Origin of the sequence: Agromyces bauzanensis (assembly GCF_014645655.1) — a bacterium.
In the GTDB taxonomy this organism is placed as follows: domain Bacteria; phylum Actinomycetota; class Actinomycetes; order Actinomycetales; family Microbacteriaceae; genus Agromyces; species Agromyces bauzanensis.
The window spans coordinates 13,463-33,306 of sequence record NZ_BMMD01000013.1 but is presented as its reverse complement, the minus strand read 5'-3'; the positions used below and the strand labels follow the sequence as shown (position 1 = coordinate 33,306).

At 69.0% G+C, this 19,844-nt stretch carries 23 protein-coding genes; 5 read left to right on the top strand and 18 right to left on the bottom strand.

Features of this window, described 5'->3' with window-relative positions; genetic code table 11:
- Positions 1-24: 24 nt before the first annotated feature.
- Both IEX31_RS11720 and purB read left to right on the top strand, forming a co-directional pair.
- On the top strand, positions 25-552 hold the full coding sequence (locus IEX31_RS11720; RefSeq protein WP_188743618.1) for a low molecular weight protein-tyrosine-phosphatase: 528 nt from the start codon (positions 25-27) through the stop codon (positions 550-552).
- Positions 549-1,931 carry an adenylosuccinate lyase gene (gene purB / locus IEX31_RS11715; RefSeq protein ID WP_188743617.1) on the top strand — a complete coding sequence of 461 codons (1,383 nt, stop codon included), beginning with the start codon at positions 549-551 and terminating at the stop codon, positions 1,929-1,931. Before IEX31_RS11720 ends, purB begins: the two co-directional genes overlap by 4 nt.
- A 125-nt stretch (positions 1,932-2,056) precedes the next feature.
- On the opposite strand, the gene IEX31_RS11710 is transcribed toward purB, so the two are convergent.
- Both IEX31_RS11710 and IEX31_RS11705 read right to left on the bottom strand, forming a co-directional pair.
- Complete coding sequence (locus tag IEX31_RS11710; protein WP_188743616.1) at positions 2,057-2,329, bottom strand: hypothetical protein; 273 nt, start codon at positions 2,327-2,329, stop codon at positions 2,057-2,059.
- Positions 2,326-2,913 carry a hypothetical protein gene (locus IEX31_RS11705; RefSeq protein ID WP_188743615.1) on the bottom strand — a complete coding sequence of 196 codons (588 nt, stop codon included), beginning with the start codon at positions 2,911-2,913 and terminating at the stop codon, positions 2,326-2,328. Before IEX31_RS11705 ends, IEX31_RS11710 begins: the two co-directional genes overlap by 4 nt.
- 141 nt (positions 2,914-3,054) lie before the next feature.
- On the opposite strand from IEX31_RS11705, the gene IEX31_RS11700 reads away from it, so the two are divergent.
- The gene (locus IEX31_RS11700; RefSeq protein ID WP_188743614.1) at positions 3,055-3,249 is read left to right on the top strand and encodes a hypothetical protein; all 195 of its coding nucleotides are present in this window, start codon (positions 3,055-3,057) and stop codon (positions 3,247-3,249) included.
- Here IEX31_RS11700 and pntB read toward each other — a convergent pair.
- The 7 genes from pntB to IEX31_RS11665 form a co-directional block, all read right to left on the bottom strand.
- Positions 3,236-4,579, bottom strand: a complete 1,344-nt coding sequence (gene pntB, locus IEX31_RS11695; protein ID WP_229662319.1) for a Re/Si-specific NAD(P)(+) transhydrogenase subunit beta — start codon at positions 4,577-4,579, stop codon at positions 3,236-3,238. The genes IEX31_RS11700 and pntB overlap by 14 nt on opposite strands.
- Before the next feature lie 105 nt (positions 4,580-4,684).
- Entirely contained in the window at positions 4,685-6,250 is a 1,566-nt protein-coding gene (locus IEX31_RS11690) for a Re/Si-specific NAD(P)(+) transhydrogenase subunit alpha (RefSeq protein WP_188743613.1), read from the bottom strand.
- Positions 6,251-6,919: 669 nt separating this feature from the next.
- Positions 6,920-7,684 carry an ABC transporter permease gene (locus IEX31_RS11685; protein WP_188743612.1) on the bottom strand — a complete coding sequence of 255 codons (765 nt, stop codon included), beginning with the start codon at positions 7,682-7,684 and terminating at the stop codon, positions 6,920-6,922.
- Entirely contained in the window at positions 7,681-8,523 is an 843-nt protein-coding gene (locus IEX31_RS11680; protein ID WP_188743611.1) for an ABC transporter ATP-binding protein, read from the bottom strand. Before IEX31_RS11680 ends, IEX31_RS11685 begins: the two co-directional genes overlap by 4 nt.
- Positions 8,520-8,888: a DUF1048 domain-containing protein gene (locus tag IEX31_RS11675; RefSeq protein WP_188743610.1), complete on the bottom strand. Its 369-nt coding sequence runs from the start codon at positions 8,886-8,888 to the stop codon at positions 8,520-8,522. The genes IEX31_RS11680 and IEX31_RS11675 overlap by 4 nt, the downstream gene beginning before the upstream one ends.
- Before the next feature lie 2 nt (positions 8,889-8,890).
- Positions 8,891-9,220: a PadR family transcriptional regulator gene (locus IEX31_RS11670; protein ID WP_188743609.1), complete on the bottom strand. Its 330-nt coding sequence runs from the start codon at positions 9,218-9,220 to the stop codon at positions 8,891-8,893.
- A 201-nt stretch (positions 9,221-9,421) separates the two neighbouring features.
- The gene (locus IEX31_RS11665; protein ID WP_229662297.1) at positions 9,422-9,928 is read right to left on the bottom strand and encodes a GNAT family N-acetyltransferase; all 507 of its coding nucleotides are present in this window, start codon (positions 9,926-9,928) and stop codon (positions 9,422-9,424) included.
- A 115-nt stretch (positions 9,929-10,043) separates the two neighbouring features.
- On the opposite strand from IEX31_RS11665, the gene IEX31_RS11660 reads away from it, so the two are divergent.
- The gene (locus tag IEX31_RS11660) at positions 10,044-10,712 is read left to right on the top strand and encodes a hypothetical protein (protein ID WP_188743608.1); all 669 of its coding nucleotides are present in this window, start codon (positions 10,044-10,046) and stop codon (positions 10,710-10,712) included.
- A complete protein-coding gene (locus IEX31_RS11655) occupies positions 10,709-10,864 on the top strand; it encodes a hypothetical protein (protein ID WP_188743607.1) in 156 nt (51 codons plus the stop codon). The genes IEX31_RS11660 and IEX31_RS11655 overlap by 4 nt, the downstream gene beginning before the upstream one ends.
- 66 nt (positions 10,865-10,930) lie before the next feature.
- Here IEX31_RS11655 and IEX31_RS11650 read toward each other — a convergent pair whose 3' ends face one another.
- The 9 genes from IEX31_RS11650 to IEX31_RS11605 form a co-directional block, all read right to left on the bottom strand.
- Complete coding sequence (locus IEX31_RS11650) at positions 10,931-11,881, bottom strand: CPBP family intramembrane glutamic endopeptidase (RefSeq protein ID WP_188743606.1); 951 nt, start codon at positions 11,879-11,881, stop codon at positions 10,931-10,933.
- Positions 11,882-12,175: 294 nt separating this feature from the next.
- Positions 12,176-12,745, bottom strand: coding sequence for a dihydrofolate reductase family protein (locus IEX31_RS11645; protein WP_188743605.1), 570 nt, complete (start codon positions 12,743-12,745; stop codon positions 12,176-12,178).
- Positions 12,746-13,188: 443 nt separating this feature from the next.
- Positions 13,189-14,562, bottom strand: coding sequence for a replicative DNA helicase (gene dnaB, locus IEX31_RS11640; protein ID WP_188743604.1), 1,374 nt, complete (start codon positions 14,560-14,562; stop codon positions 13,189-13,191).
- Between the two features lie 557 nt (positions 14,563-15,119).
- A complete protein-coding gene (gene rplI, locus IEX31_RS11635) occupies positions 15,120-15,572 on the bottom strand; it encodes a 50S ribosomal protein L9 (protein WP_188743603.1) in 453 nt (150 codons plus the stop codon).
- Between the two features lie 11 nt (positions 15,573-15,583).
- Complete coding sequence (rpsR, locus tag IEX31_RS11630) at positions 15,584-15,844, bottom strand: 30S ribosomal protein S18 (protein WP_056727560.1); 261 nt, start codon at positions 15,842-15,844, stop codon at positions 15,584-15,586.
- Positions 15,845-15,889: 45 nt separating this feature from the next.
- Complete coding sequence (locus IEX31_RS11625) at positions 15,890-16,411, bottom strand: single-stranded DNA-binding protein (RefSeq protein ID WP_188743602.1); 522 nt, start codon at positions 16,409-16,411, stop codon at positions 15,890-15,892.
- A 5-nt stretch (positions 16,412-16,416) separates the two neighbouring features.
- On the bottom strand, positions 16,417-16,836 hold the full coding sequence (rpsF, locus tag IEX31_RS11620) for a 30S ribosomal protein S6 (protein ID WP_188743601.1): 420 nt from the start codon (positions 16,834-16,836) through the stop codon (positions 16,417-16,419).
- A 368-nt stretch (positions 16,837-17,204) separates the two neighbouring features.
- Positions 17,205-18,149 carry a hypothetical protein gene (locus tag IEX31_RS11610; protein WP_188743600.1) on the bottom strand — a complete coding sequence of 315 codons (945 nt, stop codon included), beginning with the start codon at positions 18,147-18,149 and terminating at the stop codon, positions 17,205-17,207.
- Positions 18,150-18,367: 218 nt separating this feature from the next.
- Positions 18,368-19,798 carry a CCA tRNA nucleotidyltransferase gene (locus IEX31_RS11605; RefSeq protein WP_188743599.1) on the bottom strand — a complete coding sequence of 477 codons (1,431 nt, stop codon included), beginning with the start codon at positions 19,796-19,798 and terminating at the stop codon, positions 18,368-18,370.
- Between the last annotated feature and the right edge of the window lie 46 nt (positions 19,799-19,844).

Here is a 19,844-nt window from a genome sequence, read left to right as displayed (position 1 = left end):
GGCGCGGTCGTCCACAATGGGAGCATGACGCGAGCGGAACCCGCGGGGGACGCCGCGCAGCTCTTCCGAGTCTCCTTCGTGTGCACCGGCAACATCTGCCGCTCGCCGATGGCCGAGGTGGTGCTGCGCTCCCTCGCCGAACGAGCCGGGCTCGGCGAGCGCATCGCGATCGAGTCGGCCTCGACGGGGGACTGGCACGTCGGCGAGCAGGCCGACCAGCGCACCATCGACGCGCTGGAGCGCGCCGGCTATGACGGCACGCACCACCGGGCCCGCCAGTTCGACGCTGAGGACTTCCCCGCGCTCGACCTCATCGTCGTGTTCGACCGGGGGCAGCTGCGAATCCTGCGCAACTGGGCCCCGTCGCAGGTCGACCAGGAGAAGGTACGGCTGCTGCTCGAGTTCGACCCCGAACTCGCCGTCCTGCAGGACGTGCCCGACCCCTACTACTCCGACGCGGCGACCTTCGATCGAGTTCTTGGGATGATAGAGCGGTCGACCCAGGCGCTCTTCCGGCAACTCGCCCCCGCACTCAGACAAGGACACCGATGACTTCGCTGGCTCCCCAGCCGCTCAGCCCGCTCGACGGACGGTACCGCTCGGCGGTCGGCGAGCTCGGCGAGCACCTCTCGGAGGCCGGGCTCAACCGGGCTCGCGTGCAGGTCGAGGTGGAGTGGCTCATCGCCCAGACCGACCGTCGCTTCTTCGGCTCCTCGCCGCTCTCGGCCGAGCAGCAGGCCCGGCTGCGTTCCATCGTGACTGAGTTCGGCCAGGCCGACATCGACGAGCTCGCGGGGCTCGAGGCCACGACCCGCCACGACGTCAAGGCGGTCGAGTACTACGTGCGCCGCAGCCTCGAGCTCCTCGGCCTCGACGACATCGCCGAGCTCACGCACTTCGCATGCACGAGCGAGGACATCAACAACCTCTCCTATGCCATCACCGTGCGCGACGCCGTGCGCGAGGTCTGGCTGCCGAAGATCCGTGACGTGATCGACGCACTCGCCGCCCTGGCCGTCGAGCACCGCGACGCGGCGATGCTCTCGCGCACGCACGGCCAGCCCGCGACCCCCACGACGATGGGCAAGGAGCTCGCGGTATTCGCCCACCGACTCGGTCGTATCGCCGCGCAGATCGAGGCCAACGAGTACCTCGGCAAGTTCTCGGGCGCGACCGGCACGTTCTCGGCGCATGTGGTCGCGGCACCGGATGTCGCGTGGCCCGAGGTCTCGCGCGAGTTCGTCGAGTCGCTCGGCCTCATGTGGAACCCGCTCACGACCCAGATCGAGTCGCACGACTGGCAGGCCGAGCTCTACGCGAAGGTGTCGCACGCCAACCGCGTGCTGCACAACCTCGCGACCGACATCTGGACGTACATCTCGCTGGGCTACTTCCGGCAGATCCCGACCGCGGGCGCGACGGGCTCGTCGACCATGCCGCACAAGGTCAACCCGATCCGGTTCGAGAACGCCGAGGCGAACCTCGAGCTGTCGAGCGCCGTGCTCGACTCACTCGCCTCCACCCTCGTGACGAGCCGCATGCAGCGCGACCTCACCGACTCCAGCGCGCAGCGCAACATCGGCGTGGGCTTCGGACACTCGCTGCTCGCGCTCGACAACATCCAACGCGGCCTCGGCGAGATCGACCTCGACCCCGACGTGCTCGCCGCCGACCTCGACGGCAACTGGGAGGTGCTGGGCGAGGCGATCCAGACCGTCATCCGCGCCGAGGTGGTCGCCGGACGCTCGACGATCACCGACCCGTACGCGCTGCTCAAGGGGCTGACGCGCGGCAAGCGCGTGGGCGCCGCCGACCTCGCGGCGTTCATCGAGGGCCTCGAGATCGGGGATGCCGCGAAGCGGCGCCTGCTGGCACTCACGCCCGGCGGCTACACGGGCATCGCGTCGGAGCTCGTCGACCGCCTGGGCTGAGCCCGACGGCCCGACGGCCCGCCAGCCCGACGGCGGCGCTGCGCCACGCGAGCGCCCGGTGCGCCAGTCGTGCTGGCGCAGTGGGCGCGGGACTGGCGCAGCGAGCAGGTGCGCGCCCGGTGGGCTCAGCCGTGCGAGGAGGGCGGCGGGGGCGGGACGTCGTCGGGGTCATCGGGCCCCGAGGCATCCGTCTTCACGGTCATCGCGAAGAGCGCCAGCATCACGAGCACGACGATGAACACCCCGCCCGCCGTGATGAGCGTGAGCGTCACGTCGCGCGTCACCATGAGCACGATAAGACTCGTGAAGACGGCGCCGATCGCCGCACCGCCGACGTACTCGATCGGTCGCAGCATGTCGCGTCGGCTCGGCTTGAACTCGCCGGGGGACTGGCTCACGGGTGCTGCTCCGTTCCGGCCGCGGCACGATCGGGCGCCGCGGCCCATTTCAACGAGAACCCGCCGATGACCAGGTACACGCCCAGGATCACGAGGTAGGCGCCGAGCAGCCCCACCGCGGCGACGGCGTCTGGCGGCAGCAGCAGGAAGACGATCGCGAGCAGCGCCGTGAACGCGCCGGCCGCGATCCAGTCGCGCGCGGCGGCGATGCGGCCGCGCGCGCGAAGGCCCGCGTAGATCTCGACGAAGCCGGTGACGGCGGCCCACACGCTCACCAGGTAGAGCAGGAACGGGAGTCCGCCGGGCACCGTGAGGGCGAGGATGCCCGCCGCGACCGTGACGACCGCGTTCACGGCGAACAGCGACCGGATGCCGGGAACCGTCGCGTCGCGCACCGCGAGCGCGCCGACCACGAGTCCGGAGACGACCGCCCAGGTGCCGAACACCAAGAGCCCGAACCCCGCGGAATGGTCCTGCGAGAACGCGATGGCCACGCCGGGGACGACGGCGAGCGCGCCGCGCACGACCGGGACGACCCAGGAGTGGGTTGCGCGCTCCGGGGCGGCATCGCGGGCGCTGGCCACGGCGACCTCTTTCACGTCGGAGGGGGATACCGATCCATCCTACGCGCCGCCCCGCTGCGCGAATGCCGAGGGCGGGTGGACCGACCGTGCGCCGCACTCCGACCTCGATGTCGAAGAGCCGGGAACGGGGAATCGACGGGCATGCCGCCCCTCCTCGCCGTCGTGGTCGGCCTCATCCCGGGCGTGCTGCCGTTCGTCGCCCTCGCACTCGGCGAACAGCTCGGCTGGAGCTCGTTCGTCACCGCGCGCCTCTCCGTTCCGCGGTCCGGACGGCACGGCCGTCATCGTCGGCCTCGGCTGGGCCGCCTGCCACCGGAACGCGTCAGAGCGCCTTGAGGATGTCCTCCACGCGCTCCTTGGCGTCGCCGAACAGCATCTGCGCGTTGTCGCGGTAGAACAGCGGGTTGGCAACGCCCGCGTATCCCGACGCCATGGAACGCTTGAACACGATGACGTTGTCGGCCTCCCACACGCGCAGCACCGGCATTCCCGCGATCGGGCTGCCCGGGTCCTCTGCGGCGGCCGGGTTGACGGTGTCGTTGGCGCCGATCACGAGCACGACGGAGGTCGACGCGAGGTCGTCGTTGATCTCGTCCATCTCCTCCACGATGTCGTAGGGCACCTTCGCCTCGGCGAGGAGCACGTTCATGTGCCCGGGCAGGCGCCCGGCGACGGGGTGGATGCCGAATCGCACGTCGATGCCACGCTCGCGCAGCTTCTGCGTGAGTTCGGCGACGGGGTACTGCGCCTGCGCGACCGCCATGCCGTAGCCCGGCGTGATGACCACGCTGGTGGCGTCCTTCAAGAGCTCTGCGGCACCCGCTGCCTGGATCTCGCGGTGCTCGCCGACCTCCTCGTCGCCCTTCTTCGGCGCCTCGATGCCGAAGCCGCCCGCGATGACCGAGATGAACGACCGGTTCATCGCCCGGCACATGATGTACGAGAGGTAGGCACCCGAGGAGCCCACGAGCGCGCCGGTGACGATCAGCAGGTCGTTGTTGAGCAGGAAGCCCGCGGCCGCCGCCGCCCAGCCCGAGTAGCTGTTCAGCATCGAGACGACCACGGGCATGTCGCCGCCGCCGATCGACGCGACGAGATGCCAGCCGAGCGCCAGCGCGAGCGCGGTCACGGCGACGAGCAGCGACAGCTCGGGCGTGACGACGTACCAGACGGTGAGGCCGACGAACACGACGAGGGCGCCGAGGTTCAGCGCGTTCTTGCCCGGCAGCACGAGCGGCGCCGACTTCATGCGCGCGGACAGCTTGAGGAACGCCACGATCGATCCGGTGAACGTGACGGCGCCGATGAACACGCCGATGAAGACCTCGGCGTGATGGATGTCGCGCAGCGCACCCTCGAGGCCCGGGTCCTCGAGGTGGCCGTTCCAGCCGACGAGCACCGCGGCGAGACCGACGAAGCTGTGCAGCAGGGCGATGAGCTCGGGCATCCCGGTCATCTGCACCACGCGGGCCCGCCAGAGGCCGATGGCGGCGCCGACGATCACGGCCGCGACGAGCAGGCCGAGGCCGACCATGACGGCCGGCTCGCCCCAGCCGTCGCTGAACGTCAGCCAGACGGTGGCGATGAGCGCGATGGCCATGCCGATCATGCCGTAGGTCACGCCGGCGCGGGAACTCTCGTGGCGGCTCAGGCCGGCGAGGCTCATGATGAAGAGCAGGGCCGCGACGAGGTACGCGGCGCCCGCGACGGATTCGGGGGTCAGCAGGGTTTCAGGCACAGGGAGGCTCCTAGGGACGTCGTCGTCGGGCGGTCAGCTGCTCGCTCGGTCGCCCCTGGCGAACATGCCGAGCATGCGGCGGGTCACCGCGAATCCACCGAAGATGTTGATGCTGGCGATGAGGATGGCGATCGCCGAGAGCGCCTGCACGGCCGGCACGTCGCTCGTGACCTGCACGATGGCGCCGACGATGATGATGCCCGAGATCGCGTTCGTCACGCTCATGAGCGGCGTGTGCAGCGCGTGGGCGACCTTGCCGATCACGTAGAAGCCGACGACGATCGACAGCGCGAGCACCGTGAAGTGCTGCGGCAGCGGGTCGGGCGCGATGGCGTTCACCAGGAAGAGCGCGGCGATTCCCGCCGCGATGAGCGCGATGCGGCCACCCCTCGTGAGCCCGCGCTTGGGCGGGCGGGCGACCTCGGTCCCGGCATCCGCCGCCGTCTTCGCCTGCGCCTGCGCCGCGGGGGCGGCCGAGACCTGCACGGGAGGCGGCGGCCACGTGGTCTCGCCGTCGCGCACGACCGTGACCGAACGCTGCACGATGTCGTCGAAGTCGATGACGAGCCGACCGTCCTTGCCGGGCGTCAGCAGCTTGAGGAGGTTCACGAGGTTCGTGCCGTACAGCTGCGACGCCTGCGTGGGAAGCCGCGAGGCGAGGTCGGTGTAGCCCAGGATGACGACGCCGTTCGGCGTGACGATCCGCTCGCCGGCGACCGAGCCCTCGACGTTGCCGCCCATCCCCGCGGCCATGTCGACGACGACGCTGCCTGGCTTCATGCTCGCGACGTCGGCGGCGGTGATGAGCCGCGGCGCCGGGCGGCCCGGGATGAGGGCGGTCGTGATGACGATGTCGACGTCGCGCGCCTGCTCGGAGTAGATCTCGGCGGCGCGACGGTCGTACGCCTCGCTCGTCGCCTTCGCGTAGCCGTCGGTGGACTGCTCGACCTCGACCTCGACCTTCAGGTACTCGCCGCCGATCGACTTCACCTGGTCGGCGACCTCGGGGCGCGGGTCGGTGGCGCGCACGATGGCGCCGAGGCTCGACGCCGCGCCGATCGCGGCGAGGCCGGCGACACCCGCGCCCGCCACGAGCACCTTGGCGGGCGGCACCTTGCCGGCGGCGGTCACCTGGCCCGTGAAGAACCGGCCGAACTCGTGAGCGGCCTCGACCACGGCCCGGTAGCCCGCGATGTTCGCCATCGAGCTGAGCACGTCCATCGACTGGGCGCGCGAGATGCGGGGCACCGCATCCAGGGCGAGCGCGGTCACGCCACGTGCCGACAACGCGGCGAGCAGCTCGGGCCTGAGCGCGGGGCTGAGCAGGCCGACGACCACCGCTCCTGGCGTGAGGAGGCCGATCTCGGCGTCGGTCGGCGCATTCACCTTCAGCACGATGTCGGCGGTGAATGCGTCGGTCAGCGACACGATGGAAGCCCCGGCGTCGACGAACGCGTCATCGGGGAACGACGACGACGCTCCGGCGCCTGACTCGACGACAACCTCGTAGCCCAGCCCGATCAACTGCTTCGCGGTTGCCGGCGTCGCGGCCACGCGCGCCTCCGAGCCCTGCTCGGTGACGACCCCGATACGCGTCATGTGGTTCTCCTCCTCGTCGATGCCGCCGCATACGGACACGCCGCCTGCAGCGTCCGTGCGCCCGATGCGACCGCGCACGCCCCGCCGCCGAGCGCGCGCATCCGCGACCTCGTTGCGATGCCGTTCACGGGTAAACCTCTCACACGGAGTGCAGCGGTGCCGCCGGTTCGAGAGGATCCCGCGCGGCCGCGCTGCTGCACGTCGTTCAGAGTATGTCGCAGATTTCGCCGTTCGCGCCGATTCGGGCTCCTGCGGATGGAAAGATCCGACGATCTTTCAGCTGGCAGAAAATGTCGCGGCGGTCGCGACCAGGGCTGCCCGTGGCCTCCGCGGTGGCACGGGGCATCCGAAGATGAATGCCGCGTTGGGAGGGATCGCCGTGTCGGAACATTGGCCATGCCGTCTCGGAGGGCATGAGTGGGTCGCGCACCGCGAGCCAGAGTCCGGTTCCAGGTACTTCGAGTGCGCGAAGTGCGCGAAGTGCGCGAAGTGCGCGAGGTGCGCGAAGGTGAGACCGTCGGACGGTCCCAAGGTCCCGCCGGTCGAATGAACGACGGAGGGCGCGTCCGGATCCGGTCCACCCAGACCGGGCGGTGACGACCGATGCCGCCCGCCTCCCATCGGGGGAGCGGGCGGCGTCCGTCGCGGTCGCGACATCCGGCCCTCGCCTCAGCTGAGCTTGCGGTGGTAGGCGGCGATCGCGAAGGCGTAGGCGACGACGAGGATGCCGACGAGCCAGGCGAGGGCGATCCAGATGTCACTGCCGACGGGCTCCTGGGCGAACAGGGCTCGCATGGTGTCCACGATGGAGGTCACGGGCTGGTTCTCGGCGAACCAGGCGACCGGGGCGGGCATCGATTCGGTCGGCACGAACGCCGAGCTGATGAACGGCAGGAAGATCAGCGGGTAGGCGAACGCGCTCGCGCCGTCGACGGTCTTCGCCGAGAGCCCGGCGATCACGGCGAGCCAGGTCAGCGCGAGGGTGAAGAGGATCAGGATGCCGGCGACCGCCAGCCAGGCGCCCACGGGTGCCCCGGTACGGAACCCCATGATCAGCGCGACGCCGATGACGATCGCGACCGAGGTCAGGTTCGACACCAGCGAGGTGAGCACGTGCCCCCAGAGCACGCTCGACCTCGCGATCGGCATGGACTGGAAGCGTTCGAAGATGCCGCCCTGCATGTCGAGGAACAGCCGGTACGCGGTGTACGCGATGCCCGACGCGATCGTGATGAGCAGGATGCCGGGGAGCATGTAGTCGATGTACGACTCGTCGGATCCGGTGGTGATCGCGCCGCCGAGCACGTACACGAACAGCAGCATCAACGCGATCGGGGTGACTGCGGTGGTGATGATCGTGTCGGGGCTGCGAAGGATGTGGCGCAGCGAGCGACCGGTGAGGATGCCGGTGTCGCCGAGGACGTGGGTGGTCATCTGGGTTCCTTTCGTGCCCTGACCGTGCGGTCGGCGGCGGATGTCTCGACGTCGACGGTCTCGGTCTCTCCGTCGTCTTCGTCGCCGGTGTCGCCGACGAGGGCGAGGAAGACGTCCTCGAGGGAGGGCTGCTTCTCGACGTACTCGACCGTGGCGGGCGGGAGGAGTTGCTTGAGCTCGGCGAGGGTGCCGTTCTGGATGATCGTGCCCTTGTGCAGGATCGCGATCCGGTCGGCGAGTTGCTCGGCCTCGTCGAGATACTGCGTCGTGAGCAGCACGGTCGTGCCGTTGTCGGCGAGCTTCTTGACCGTCTGCCACACCTCGATGCGCGCCTGCGGGTCGAGACCGGTCGTCGGCTCGTCGAGGAAGATGGTCGGCGGGTTGCCGATCAGGCTCATCGCGATGTCGAGCCGGCGGCGCATGCCGCCCGAGTACGTCGCCGCCTTGCGCCCCCCGGCGTCGGTGAGCGAGAAGCGGGCGAGCAGGTCGTCGGCGATCGCACCCGGGTCCTTCAGGTGGCGGAGCCTCGCGACCAGCACGAGGTTCTCGCGGCCGCTGAGCACTTCATCGACCGCGGCGAACTGGCCGGTCAGGCTGATCGACTCGCGCACGTCGCCGGGATTCGCGGCGACGTCGAAACCTTGTACCGAGGCGGTGCCGGCGTCGGCCTTCAGCAGTGTCGACAGGATGCGCACGAGCGTGGTCTTGCCCGCACCGTTCGAGCCGAGCAGCGCGAAGATGCTGCCGCGCGCGACGTCGAAGTCGACGCCCCGCAGCACGTGCAGGTCTTTGAACGATTTCTCGATGCCCTGGACGCGAATCGCTGCTTCCGTGGTCATTCCTGCGCCTTCCTCTCTGCGTCGTCGATCGCCTTGTTGAGGCGAGCGCGCTCCTTGTCGATCCACTGCTTGCCGGAGTACGCGGCCGCGAACGCCTCGGCGAACTCGACCGGGTCGTCGCCGACGATGTCGCGCACCGGCGTCCCGTCGACGGCCGCGCGCTCCCACAGGTCGGCGGAGTCGCCGAGCATCGTGACGAGGGTGTCTCCGTCGGTGATGCCGCCCGCGTACATGAAGTACCGATCGATCGCCTTCGCGGCGGCGCGGTACGGCTCGGGAAGGGCCTCGATCCGGGCCTTGTACTGCCGGTACTGCTTCTTCTGCTCGAGCGAGCCGGTGACGGTCTCGATCCACTTCGCAGCCATGGTCACTTCTCTCCTTCGTGGAGCTGTTCGATCCGTTCCGCGAGGAAGCTCCAGCTCCTCCAGAACTCTTCGAGGTACTCGCCGCCCAGCGCGTTGAGCGAGTACACCTTGCGGGGCGGCCCCTTCTCGGAAGGGACCTTCTCGACGTCGACGAGACCGCGCTGCTCGACCCTGACGAGCAGGGCGTAGATGGTGCCCTCGGCGATGTCGGTGAAGCCCTGGTCGCGCAACCGGGCGGTGATCTCATACCCGTACGCCGGCCGAACGGCTAGGAGCGCGAGGACGATGCCCTCGAGCGAGCCCTTGAGCATCTCGGTCATCTGCTTGCCCATGGAACGCCTCCCTTCATCTACTCGGTGTCGCTGACTACCGGTACATGGTAAGCATAAGTACCGGTAGATAGCATCACTGAATACCAAACTTTCTCGGGTGCGCCGGGAGTAACGGAAGAAGCAAGGATGTCGCGGTGCACGCGCCGAGGAACTGGCGCAGCTTCACAGACGACGACGCTTCTCGCGCCACACCGGGCTGTCTCAGCGATCCTGGGGGATTCGCACCATGCGGATCTCCCGCACGCCGTCCTCCACCTGCACGGTGCCGTCGGGCACGAACCCATGTTTCCGGTAGAAAGCTTGCGCCCGAGGATTGGGATCGGCGACCCACAGCGCGGCCGACTCGTGTGGGGCGATGACCATGTCCAGGAGGGCCGCGCCGGCGCCGGATCCGTGATGGGCCGCAAGAACGTACAGCACGTAGAGATGCAGGCCCCATCCTGGCTCGGGGGTCTCTGGCGGACCCGCCATCGCGACCCCGATCACGGCACCGTCGCGTTCAGCCACCGCAATGCGGTTCGCCCGGTAGCGCTCGTCGACGAGTGCAGTGGTCCAGAACCGCTCGCGGGCTTCGACGAACCCAGGGTCGTCGAGCACGTGGTCGGGCATCAGGCCGCGGTACGTCTCCTGCCATGAGCGGACGAGCACGCGCGCCATGCCGGCGGCGTCGTCGAGTCGGGCGGGCCGGACGGTGACCGGGGGGACCATAGGCGAACCCTATCGAGGCGTAACGGCGATCGCGCTCTCTGACCCTGCCGGAGCCGCGCGAGACGCGGCCGAGCCGAGACTGCATGGAAGCGATCGGCGGGAGAGCACCCTCGCCGTGGGGCTCGTCGTCACGCTGCTGGCCGCGACGGCGGCGCTCGCCGTCATGGCGACCGCCCGCCGGCTCGGGGCGGAGCAGTTCGCGCGGCGAGCCGCGCCGTTTCTCACGGCGGGCCCGGCCGCGATCTGGATGTGCGTGTCGGCCGACGCGATGTTCGCCGCCGTCGCCGCGTGGGCCACCCTGCTGCTCGCGGTGTCAGCGACCACGCGCCGCGTCGCATTGCAGACGCTCGCGGGGCTCGCCTCCGGTGTGCTCTATGGATGCTGCGTCATGCTCTCGTACGGTCTGCCGCTGCTGGGCGTGCTCGCCGTCACGGTGCTTGTGCTCGCCCGCGCGTGGCGGCCACTGCCGTGGGCTCTCGCGGGCGCGGTCGCCGTCGTGGTCGCCTTCGCGGCGCTCGGATTCGCGTGGTGGGAGGCGCTGCCGGTGCTGCAGGAGCGACACTGGGCGGGGATCGCGCGGCACCGGCCGGGCGCGTACTGGACGTGGGCCGACCTCGCCGCGGTCTCGATCAGCGCGGTGCCCTGGGTGGGCGCGGGGCTCGGGGTCGCCTCGGTGGACGCGTTCCGCCGCTCGACCGAGCGCGGCGCACCTGGGCGCCGCGCGGTGGCGCTCTCGCGCTCGCCGGCGCGGCGGTGTGCATCCCGGCGGCGCTGTCGCAGATGAGCCGCGCCGAGGTCGAACGCATCTGGCTGCCGTTCGTCCCATGGATGCTGCTGGCGACGGGCCTGCTCCCAGAGCGATGGCGGCGTTTGGGACTGATCGTCCAGGTCTCGTTCGCCATCGTCGTGCGGACGCTGCTCGACACGCGCTGGTGACCCGTCGACGGGCTACGAGACTCGAAGCGGCGGACAACGCCGTGATTCCGAGGCGCCTGCCGCGGGTCAGACGAGCGCCGTCGCGAGGAACACGAAGATCGCGACGTCGCTCAGGAAGTGGATCCACCACGCCCAGAACAGGCCCCGCGTCTCGATCATCGCCTTGCTGAGGATCCAGCCCATGAAGACCGAGAGCGCCGCGCCGAGCGGCCCGCCGGGGATGCCGAAATAGTGGGCGATGCCGAAGAACGTGGCCGCCTGCCACAGCGCCTGGGTGCTGCCGATGGCCGGTTCGAGAGAGGTGAGCATCGGCACGCGATACGTCACCTCCTCGTTGAGCGCATTGAGCGCCGCGTAGAAGAGGATCGACGGCACCATGGGCAGGATCGCGCCGAAGTCGGCGGCGGTGGGCCTCATCAGCAGGTACTGGACGAGGGCGAGGGTCCCCGCGATGCCGAAGCCCCAGATGAGCCCGAAGCGCCGCCACGAGTCAGCCTTCGGGAACCCGAGCACCCGAACGGGCGTGATGGGCGCGGTCAGGTGGCCGAGCGCGAGGAACATGCTCCGCCGGCGATATCCGAGCGCGAACAGCGTGCCGATCATGACGACCGAGACGACCAGCTTCGCCGTTTGCTCAGGCTGCATGTGCGCATCGAACGCCGTCGCACCGAAGAGCGCCTGCATCGGCATCCAGGCCAGATCCAGGAGCGGGAGCGCAGCGAGCGCGAGCGCGAGCACCGCCATGACGACGGCGAAGGGCCGCACGGGCCTCAGCGCCCGCCACGCGAAGCCCGCGATGAGCACCGCGAACGCGACGGCGACCTGGGCGATCCACATCCACGGCGGCACCCGGCCCCAGATGAGGGTGCTCACGATCGCCGGGAACGCCGAGACGAGGACCGTGAGAGTCCAGGATGCCACGACCACGGGTCGCGCATCCGCGGGCGCCGGCCGCCGGCCGTAGGGCGTGCCTGCACGAGTGCTGTCGTCTCGGACGCTGTCGCTCGACGTGCTCACGAGCGGCTCCTCACACGCTGCGGATCTCCTGGATCCGTGTCTACGTGCGTCGGAGGCGGCCCGCCACGGTCTTTGGTCCCGCGCCGCGTCGGGCCGCATGCGGTCGCGGGCGGGGTTCGGGCTTGGTCGCGGCGGACGACGACCGCGAGCCCGTTACGATCACCGGCGCGCTCGACCAGACGGTACTGGAACCTCGCGGTCATCTATGACCGGTTCATCGTCGACGTCGTTGAACTGTCAGGCGCAGGGCGGCGAGGTCGCCGTAACTCGGCTGCCTCACCCTCTGAGGTCACGTCAAGCCGTAACTCGCGTGGGCCGGTACCGCAGGGCGACCGCTCCCGACCGGAACTCATGGCGGTCCACGAGCTCGAGCTGGATGCGCTCGCGCAGACCGGCGAGCAACGTCGGCCCGTGTCCGGCAAGGACCGGCTGCACAAGGATCTCGTACTCGTCGATCAATCCCAGATCTGCCAACGCCAAGGGGAGCGTCACGCCACCCACCCACAGGCCTTCGCCTGACTCCTGCTTGAGCCGCTGAACCGCTTGCCCCACGTCGCCTCGCACCAGCTCGGCATTCCAGTCGACGCCGCTCAGCGTGCTCGACACGACGTACTTCTTCGCCCGGTCGATGGTCGCGGCGAACGGAATCTGCCACTCATTCACCCAGTCAGGCCACGTGCCCGTGGCCGGCTTCCGCCACGCCGACTCCATCATTTCGTAGGTCACCCGGCCGAACAGCAACGCATCGGCGCGCTCCATCTCCGCGGTCCAGTAGCGCATCGACTCCTCGTCCGGAGGGAGCCCTGCCTCGTGATGGCAGCAACCGTCGAGTGTCACGTTGATCGAGTATCGAAGTGGTCTCATCTCGTCGCTCTCCCCTGACCCGCGCCCCGTATTCACCGGACCGTACTCAGACGACTGCCGGCGCCATCTTCTCATCGCTGCCCCGATCGCACCCTACCCGTTTCGGGCGCTACGCGGCCATGGCAAGAGCAAATGCCAAGTGGATGCCATCTCGCCGCAGAAGTGGCCGTCTTCGCCGAGAACGAACAACTGTAGGTTCCCGTTCGAGATGGCGGAGGTCGCCGGGATTCCACGGTAGTCGGCAGTCGGCAGTCGGCAGTCGCCGCAGGCTCAGAACATTCCATGCGAAATGTCGAGTTTGAGCGGAGCGGAGCGGCCGTGGCCTCGATCTCATCACCCACGCCGACCCGCCGATCGCCCATAGCAAATGGCAGAAATGCCAAGTGCCTGCCATCAATCCGTGGAAGCCGCCATCTTCACGCGGAACCTACACCAACCTGGCGTTACACCTGCACCATGTCGGTGAACCGCGAGAAGTGCCCGTGGAACGCGACCGTGATCGTGCGAGTCGGGCCGTTGCGGTGCTTGGCCACGATGAGGTCGGCCTCGCCGGCACGGGGGCTGTCGCGCTCGTAGGCCGCCTCCCGGTGCAACAGGATGACCATGTCGGCGTCCTGCTCGATCGAGCCCGATTCGCGTAGGTCGGAGAGGGCGGGCATCTTGTCGGCACGCTGCTCGGGGCCGCGGTTCAGCTGCGACAACGCGATCACGGGTACCTGCAGCTCCTTCGCAAGGAGCTTCAGCGCACGTGAGAACTCCGACACCTCCTGCTGGCGGCTCTCGACGCGCTTGCCGCTCGTCATGAGCTGCAGGTAGTCGATGACCACCATCTTGAGCCCCACGCGCTGCTTCAGGCGGCGGCACTTGGCCCGGATCTCGACGAGGGTCATGTTGGGGGAGTCGTCGATGTAGAGCGGCGCGTCGTTGATGCGGCCGCGGGTCGCCGCGATGGTGGTCCAGTCGCGCGAGTCGACGGTGCCCTTGCGCATCATCTGCAGCGGCACGGATGCCTCGGCCGAGAGCAGTCGCATGGCGATCTCGCTCTTGCCCATCTCGAGCGAGAAGAGGATCGACGGAAGGTTGTTGCCGATGGATGCCGCACGTGCGAAGTCGAGCGCCAGGGTCGACTTGCCCATGGCGGGACGCGCGGCGACGATGATCATCTGGCCCGGGTGGAAGCCGTTCGTGAGCTCGTCGAGGTCGGCGAACCCCGTCGGGACTCCCGTGAACTTACCGTCGGTGTGCTTGGCCGCCTCGATCTCGTCGATGGCCGCCGTGACCGCCTCGGTGAGCGGCACGTAGTCTTCGCTCTCGGTCGACCCCGTGACGCCGTAGATCTCGGCCTGGGCGTGGTTGACGAGTTCGGTGACCTCGCCTTCGCCCGCGTAGCCCATCTGCACGATGCGCGTACCGGCCTCGACGAGGCGGCGGAGGAGGGCCCGCTCCGCGACGATCGACGCGTAGAAGCCGGCGTTCGCGGCGGTGGGCACGAGGCTCGTGAGCGTGTGCAGGTACTCGACACCGCCCGCCCGCTGCACCTCGCCCGACTTGGTCAGCTCGTCGGTGACCGCGATGACGTCGGTCGGCTCGCCGTGCGAGTACAGCGTGAGGATCGCGTTGAAGATGACCTCGTGCTTCGGCACGTAGAAATCGACGCCGCGTACCGTCTCGATGACGTCGGCGACGGCGTCCTTCGAGAGCATCATGCCGCCGAGTGCGCTCTGCTCGGCGAGGAAGTCGTGCGGAGGGGTTCGTTCGCCGCGACGGGACTCACCCTCGTCGTTCGGTTCGGCGAGCCCGATGTGCGCGATCGACAACTCGTGACCTCCCCCTTGGCAGCCACGCGGCTGCACGTTTCAGCGCCCAGCAACCAGTGTGGCCGGAGCCTCTGACACGGGCTCATCGACCGGAGCGGATCCACTGTTCGAAGGACGCGGCTTCACGATAGGGAAGCCTCACTCACAGCACAAGCCAGCCTGTGGATAACTCTGGGGAGAAACTGCGCGAAACGCCGACGAACGTGTGCACTCAGCCTGTGGAAAACTGTGGAATTCTGTGGAATTACACGGGCTGAATTTCCAAACGATCGGGGATTTCGTGTTTCCACACCTGTGGGGGAAAACTTCTTCAGAAGTCCACGGATGCCGCATGCTCACCTGTGCACAACCATGTCAGGCAACTCTCCATTTCGACTTGCGCGACTCCCCTCGGAGGTGTAGGCCTGAGACATCCGACTGGCATCCGAAGCTGGGCCGTCGGGAGGTTCCACGTGTGCCGACGGAGGCAGCGCGCGCTGATTGCGAACCGCCCCCGGGAACGACGAGACGGCGGCCCGGGCCGAAGCCCGAACCGCCGTCTGCGAATGGGTCGCGAACTACTTCGCGGCGACCACCTGGAGGGTGATCGTGGCCGAGACCTCGTCGCGGAGGCGAACGGTCGCCTCGTGCTCGCCGACCGCCTTGATGGGCGACGGGATCTCGATCTTGCGCTTGTCGATCTCGCCGAGGCCGGCCGCCGAGACGGCAGCCGCAACATCCGCCGTCTTCACCGAACCGAAGAGGCGGCCGCCGAGGCCCGCCTTGACGGCCAGCTTGACCTTGCCCGACTCGAGCTTGGCCTTGAGGGCCTGCGCGTCCTCGAGGGAGTGCAGCTCGCGGGCCGCGCGGGCGGCCTTGATCTGCTCGACCTGCTTCTGGCCGCCACGGGTCCACGGCGTCGCGAAGCCCTGGGGGACCAGGTAGTTGCGCGCGTAGCCGTTCTTGACCTCGACCACGTCGCCGGCCGTGCCGAGGCCGGTGACCTCGTGCGTGAGGATTACCTTTGCCATTGTCGTGCTCCTTAGCGGCCGGAGCCCGAGTAGGGCAGGAGGGCCATCTCGCGCGCGTTCTTCACGGCGCGGGCGATGAGGCGCTGCTCCTGCACGGAGACACCGGTGATGCGACGGGCGCGGATCTTGCCGCGCTCCGAGATGAACTTGCGAAGGGTGGCGACATCCTTGTAGTCGATGACGCCGACCTTGATCGACTTCGCCGGGGCGGCGTTCTTCGCGCCCTTCCCGCGGCTCGGCTTGCGGCGGTCGCCGCTGCTCTTTCCAGCCATTGGTTTTCCTGTCTTGATGGTGCGGGTCGCAAGGCCCGCTGAGTACTAGAAGGGGGTCTCGTCGCCGTAGTTGGTACCGGGCGCGTTCCAGACGTCGCCGCCGGAGGCCTGGCCCGACTGCGTGGCCGCGGGAGCGCTGGGCGCCCATGCGTCGTCGGACTGGCCGCCGCCGTAGGAGCCGCCTCCGACCGCACCGCGGCTCGACTGGGCGCGCGTCACGGACGCGGTGGCGTAGCGCAGGCTCGGGCCGATCTCGTCGACCTCGAGCTCGATGGTGGTGCGCTTCTCGCCTTCCTTCGTCTCGTAGGAACGCTGCTTGAGACGCCCGGAAGCGATGACCCGGGAACCCTTGGTGAGTGAACCCGCCACGTGCTCGGCGAATTCACGCCAGCAGCTCGCGCGCAGGAACAGCGCTTCACCGTCCTTCCACTCGTTCGCCTGACGGTCGAACGTGCGGGGCGTGGACGCGATGGTGAAGTTGGCAACCGCCAGGCCGTTCTGCGTGTATCGCAGCTCGGGATCTGCAGTGAGGTTGCCCACCACGGTGATGATGGTCTCGCCGGCCATGGGGACTAGGCGTCCTTCGTGGCCGAGACGGGGGCGGATGCCGCGGCAGCGGCCTTCGCGCTGGCCTTCGCAGAGGCGGCGGCCTTCTTCGCGGCCTTTTCCTCCTGAGCCTTCGCGTGGGCGGCGACCTGGGCGATCGCCTCTTCGGCGCGGAGCACCTTGGTGCGCATGACGGCCTCGCTGAGGTTCAGCTGGCGGTCGAGCTCGTCGGTGGTCGTGGACTCGGCCGTGAAGTCGACGACGGCGTAGATGCCCTCGGACTTCTTGTTGATCTCGTAGGCCAGGCGACGGCGTCCCCAGATATCGATCTTGTCGATCGTTCCGCCATCGTTCCGGATGACGTTGAGGAACTTGTCAAGGCTGGGAGCAACGGTGCGCTCGTCGATCTCGGGATCGAGGATGACCATCAGCTCGTACTGATGCATGACTAACCCACCTCCTTCGGACTGAACGGTCACAGGCTCTCTGTAACAGGAGGGTTGTGCATACGTCGCTCCGAGGAGGCTGCGACTGCGGCGCACGGGCAACCTTCTGAGTGTAACGGATGCGGCACCCGCGCGCCATTCGCCCGCCGCCCCCTCCCCACCCCTCTCCTCCCCTCCCCTCCCCTCCTCACCTCACCTCACCTCACCTCACCTCACCTCACCTCACCTCACCTCACCTCACCTCACCTCACCTCACCTCACCTCACCTCACCTCACCTCACGCGAGTGTTAACGCTCCTCGCCGAATGATGACGGTCCGCCACTCCATCCCGAGAGGAGCGTTGACACTCGCGTGGGCATGGCAGGTGTCAGCCCGCTGGATGGAAACCGTGCATCACCATGTGGCGGTGGAGTTTCATGGGCTCGAGCGCGACATCCCATCCCCACCGCACGCCGAGCGGGCGGTGCCGACGGATCCGGTCCTCGCGATCCTTCTCGGCAAGGACGATCTCCTCGATCGTTCGTTCCGCGGTGTACTCATCGCGAAGGTACTTGCCGCGGCCGTCGAACTCCCCGAATCGGCCGAGCGCGGGCCAGTCGAAGTCGACGATGTCGAACCCGCCGTCGTCGCGGCGGAACGGAACCTGAAGCTCCGGCGCCGGGAAGCCGAGCAGGTGCAGGTTCGCCCGGCTGACCGATTCCCCGGCCGAACCGGATCGAGCATCCGCGAAAGCGACGGCTCGTCGTGCCGCGCGAACGCCCCGCCGCCTCGCTGCGGCGTTCACCAACTCGCCGAGTCGCGCAGGTTCCACGCCCCGCACCCGGCCGGCCACCGGCGATTCGAATGACGTCCTGATGCCGGCGTCGAGCGCCGCCACCGCTGATGGAAACGTGCACGCCCGGGCGAGATCCACCAACGTCCGCTCGAGGTTCGTCACGAGGAATCCGCCCACTTCGGCGATCTCGCTGTCGCGTAGGGCGTCGTTGTGCCAGCGGATGCCTCGCTGCGAGCGCACCCCGACGCGGCCCGCGGCGATCAACTGCACCTGCAGCGGGACCCCGACGACCGGCAGGCCCCAGATGAGCGCGGCCGATTGGTGCGAGAACACCGGGGCCGATCTCATCGACGCCGAGACCGTCTGCATCCGCACGAAGTGCCGCGCCTCGCGCTCCTTCTCGGCCCAGTCCGAGTTGTCGACGTAGATTCCGCGCCGGACGCGAACGTGGCTCGATCGCGTCTCGGCGGAGGAGGTTCGCACCGCGGCATCCCGTGCCCCGAAGACGGCCACCCGACGCACTTCCCAATCGTCCACGCGCTAACTGTGCCGCGCGAAGCCCCGCCCGTTGGCCCAGGGAGGACACCTCACCGGGTCGACTCAACTCGCCCGGCCTGTCGAGGACGAGTCTCCGCCCCGCCGCGCCACGCCGCGAGTGTTAACGTTGGCCGGATTCGTGCGACCCAGAACGTTATCACTGGGGACCGAACGTTAACACTCGCCGGGGCGAGGGAGGAGAGAGGGACGGGGACGGGTCAGTCGGCGCGACGCGCCCACCAGGCGCGCAGGCGCTCGGCCGCGGCATCCGGACCGATGGGTCCCTCGTCGAGCCGCACGTCGAGCAGGAAGCGGTACGCCTCGCCCACGAGCGGCCCGGGCTTGAGGCCGAGGAGCTGCATGATCTGCCGCCCGTCGAGCTCGGGGCGCACGGCGGCGAGCTCCTCCTCCTCGGCGAGCACCGCGATGCGCTCCTCGAGGTCGTCGTAGGCGAACGCGAGGCGGTCCGCCTTGCGGCGGTTTCGGGTCGTGACATCCGCTCGCGTGAGGATGTGCAGCCGCTCGAGCTGATCGCCTGCGTCGCGCACGTAACGACGCACGGCCGAGTCCGACCAGACGCCGTCGGTGTACCCGAAGAAGCGCAGGTGCAGCTCGATGAGGCGCGAGACGGCCGCGATCGTGTCGTTGTCGAAGCGCAGCGCGCGGAGCCGCTTGCGGGCGAGCTTCGCGCCCACCATGTCGTGGTGGTGGAACGACACAGCCCCGCCCGGCTCGAGCCGTCGCGTGGCCGGCTTGCCGATGTCGTGCAGCAGCGCCGCGAGCCGCAGGACGAGGTCGGGCGACGCCATCCGGCCGCGAGAGACCTCGTAGTCGATCGCCTGGTCGAGCACCATGAGCGAGTGCTCGTACACGTCCTTGTGGTGATGGTGCTCGTCGACCTCGAGCCGCAGCGCGGGGATCTCGGGGATGAATCGCTCGGCGAGCCCCGAATCCACGAGCAGCCGGATGCCGCCGCGAGGCGTCGCGGTCAGGAGCAGTTTCGATAGCTCGTCGCGAACGCGCTCCGCCGAGATCCGGTCGATCTGCGGCGCGAGCTCGAACATCGCGGCGCGCGTGCCCTCCTCGATCACGAAGCCGAGCTGGGCCGAGAAGCGGGCGGCACGGAGCATCCGCAGCGGGTCGTCGCCGAACGACTGCTCGGGGGCTGCGGGCGTGCGCAGGATGCCCGCGATGAGGTCCTCCACGCCGCCCGATGGGTCGACGAGGGTGAGCTCGGGGAGGCGCAGGGCCAAGGCGTTCACCGTGAAGTCGCGTCGCGTGAGGTCGTCGTCGAGCGTCGAGCCGAATACGACCTCGGGCTTGCGCGAGGCTCCGTCGTACGCGTCGGAGCGGTAGGTCGTGATCTCCACCGTCTCGCCGGCGATCTTCGCGCCGATCGTGCCGAAGTCGCGGCCGACGTCCCAGTGAGCGCCGGCGATCGGCTTCACGATCTCGAGGATCTGGTCGGGCGTGGCATCCGTCGTGAAGTCCAGGTCGCTCACCTGCCGGCCGAGGAACGCGTCGCGCACCGGTCCGCCGACGAGGGCGATCTCGTGGTCGGCCGCCTCGAAGGCCGCTGCGAGCTTCGCGACGGTCGGCGAAGCGGCCAGCTCGCCCAGGCGGTCGAGGGCCGCCGCGACACTCTGCATGCCCCCTATGTTAAGCGGCGAACGCCGGGCGGCCCGTCCCACGCGC

Excerpts from the sequence above, each read along its gene's own strand:
- IEX31_RS11690 (WP_188743613.1), bottom strand. The coding sequence starts at position 6,250 with ATGACGCGTATCGGGGTCGTCACCGAGCAGGGCTCGGAGGCGCGCGTG.
- IEX31_RS11655 (WP_188743607.1), top strand. The coding sequence starts at position 10,709 with ATGAGCCGCGCCGAGGTCGAACGCATCTGGCTGCCGTTCGTCCCATGG.
- IEX31_RS11665 (WP_229662297.1), bottom strand. The coding sequence starts at position 9,928 with ATGGTCCCCCCGGTCACCGTCCGGCCCGCCCGACTCGACGACGCCGCC.
- pntB (WP_229662319.1), bottom strand. The coding sequence starts at position 4,579 with ATGAGCCTCGCCGGCCTGAGCCGCCACGAGAGTTCCCGCGCCGGCGTG.
- IEX31_RS11675 (WP_188743610.1), bottom strand. The coding sequence starts at position 8,888 with ATGGCTGCGAAGTGGATCGAGACCGTCACCGGCTCGCTCGAGCAGAAG.
- IEX31_RS11645 (WP_188743605.1), bottom strand. The coding sequence starts at position 12,745 with ATGAGACCACTTCGATACTCGATCAACGTGACACTCGACGGTTGCTGC.
- IEX31_RS11625 (WP_188743602.1), bottom strand. The coding sequence starts at position 16,411 with ATGGCCGGCGAGACCATCATCACCGTGGTGGGCAACCTCACTGCAGAT.
- rpsF (WP_188743601.1), bottom strand. The coding sequence starts at position 16,836 with ATGCATCAGTACGAGCTGATGGTCATCCTCGATCCCGAGATCGACGAG.
- IEX31_RS11720 (WP_188743618.1), top strand. The coding sequence starts at position 25 with ATGACGCGAGCGGAACCCGCGGGGGACGCCGCGCAGCTCTTCCGAGTC.
- rpsR (WP_056727560.1), bottom strand. The coding sequence starts at position 15,844 with ATGGCTGGAAAGAGCAGCGGCGACCGCCGCAAGCCGAGCCGCGGGAAG.
- IEX31_RS11670 (WP_188743609.1), bottom strand. The coding sequence starts at position 9,220 with ATGGGCAAGCAGATGACCGAGATGCTCAAGGGCTCGCTCGAGGGCATC.
- IEX31_RS11685 (WP_188743612.1), bottom strand. The coding sequence starts at position 7,684 with ATGACCACCCACGTCCTCGGCGACACCGGCATCCTCACCGGTCGCTCG.
- IEX31_RS11680 (WP_188743611.1), bottom strand. The coding sequence starts at position 8,523 with ATGACCACGGAAGCAGCGATTCGCGTCCAGGGCATCGAGAAATCGTTC.
- rplI (WP_188743603.1), bottom strand. The coding sequence starts at position 15,572 with ATGGCAAAGGTAATCCTCACGCACGAGGTCACCGGCCTCGGCACGGCC.
- IEX31_RS11605 (WP_188743599.1), bottom strand. The coding sequence starts at position 19,798 with ATGCAGAGTGTCGCGGCGGCCCTCGACCGCCTGGGCGAGCTGGCCGCT.
- IEX31_RS11700 (WP_188743614.1), top strand. The coding sequence starts at position 3,055 with ATGCCGCCCCTCCTCGCCGTCGTGGTCGGCCTCATCCCGGGCGTGCTG.
- purB (WP_188743617.1), top strand. The coding sequence starts at position 549 with ATGACTTCGCTGGCTCCCCAGCCGCTCAGCCCGCTCGACGGACGGTAC.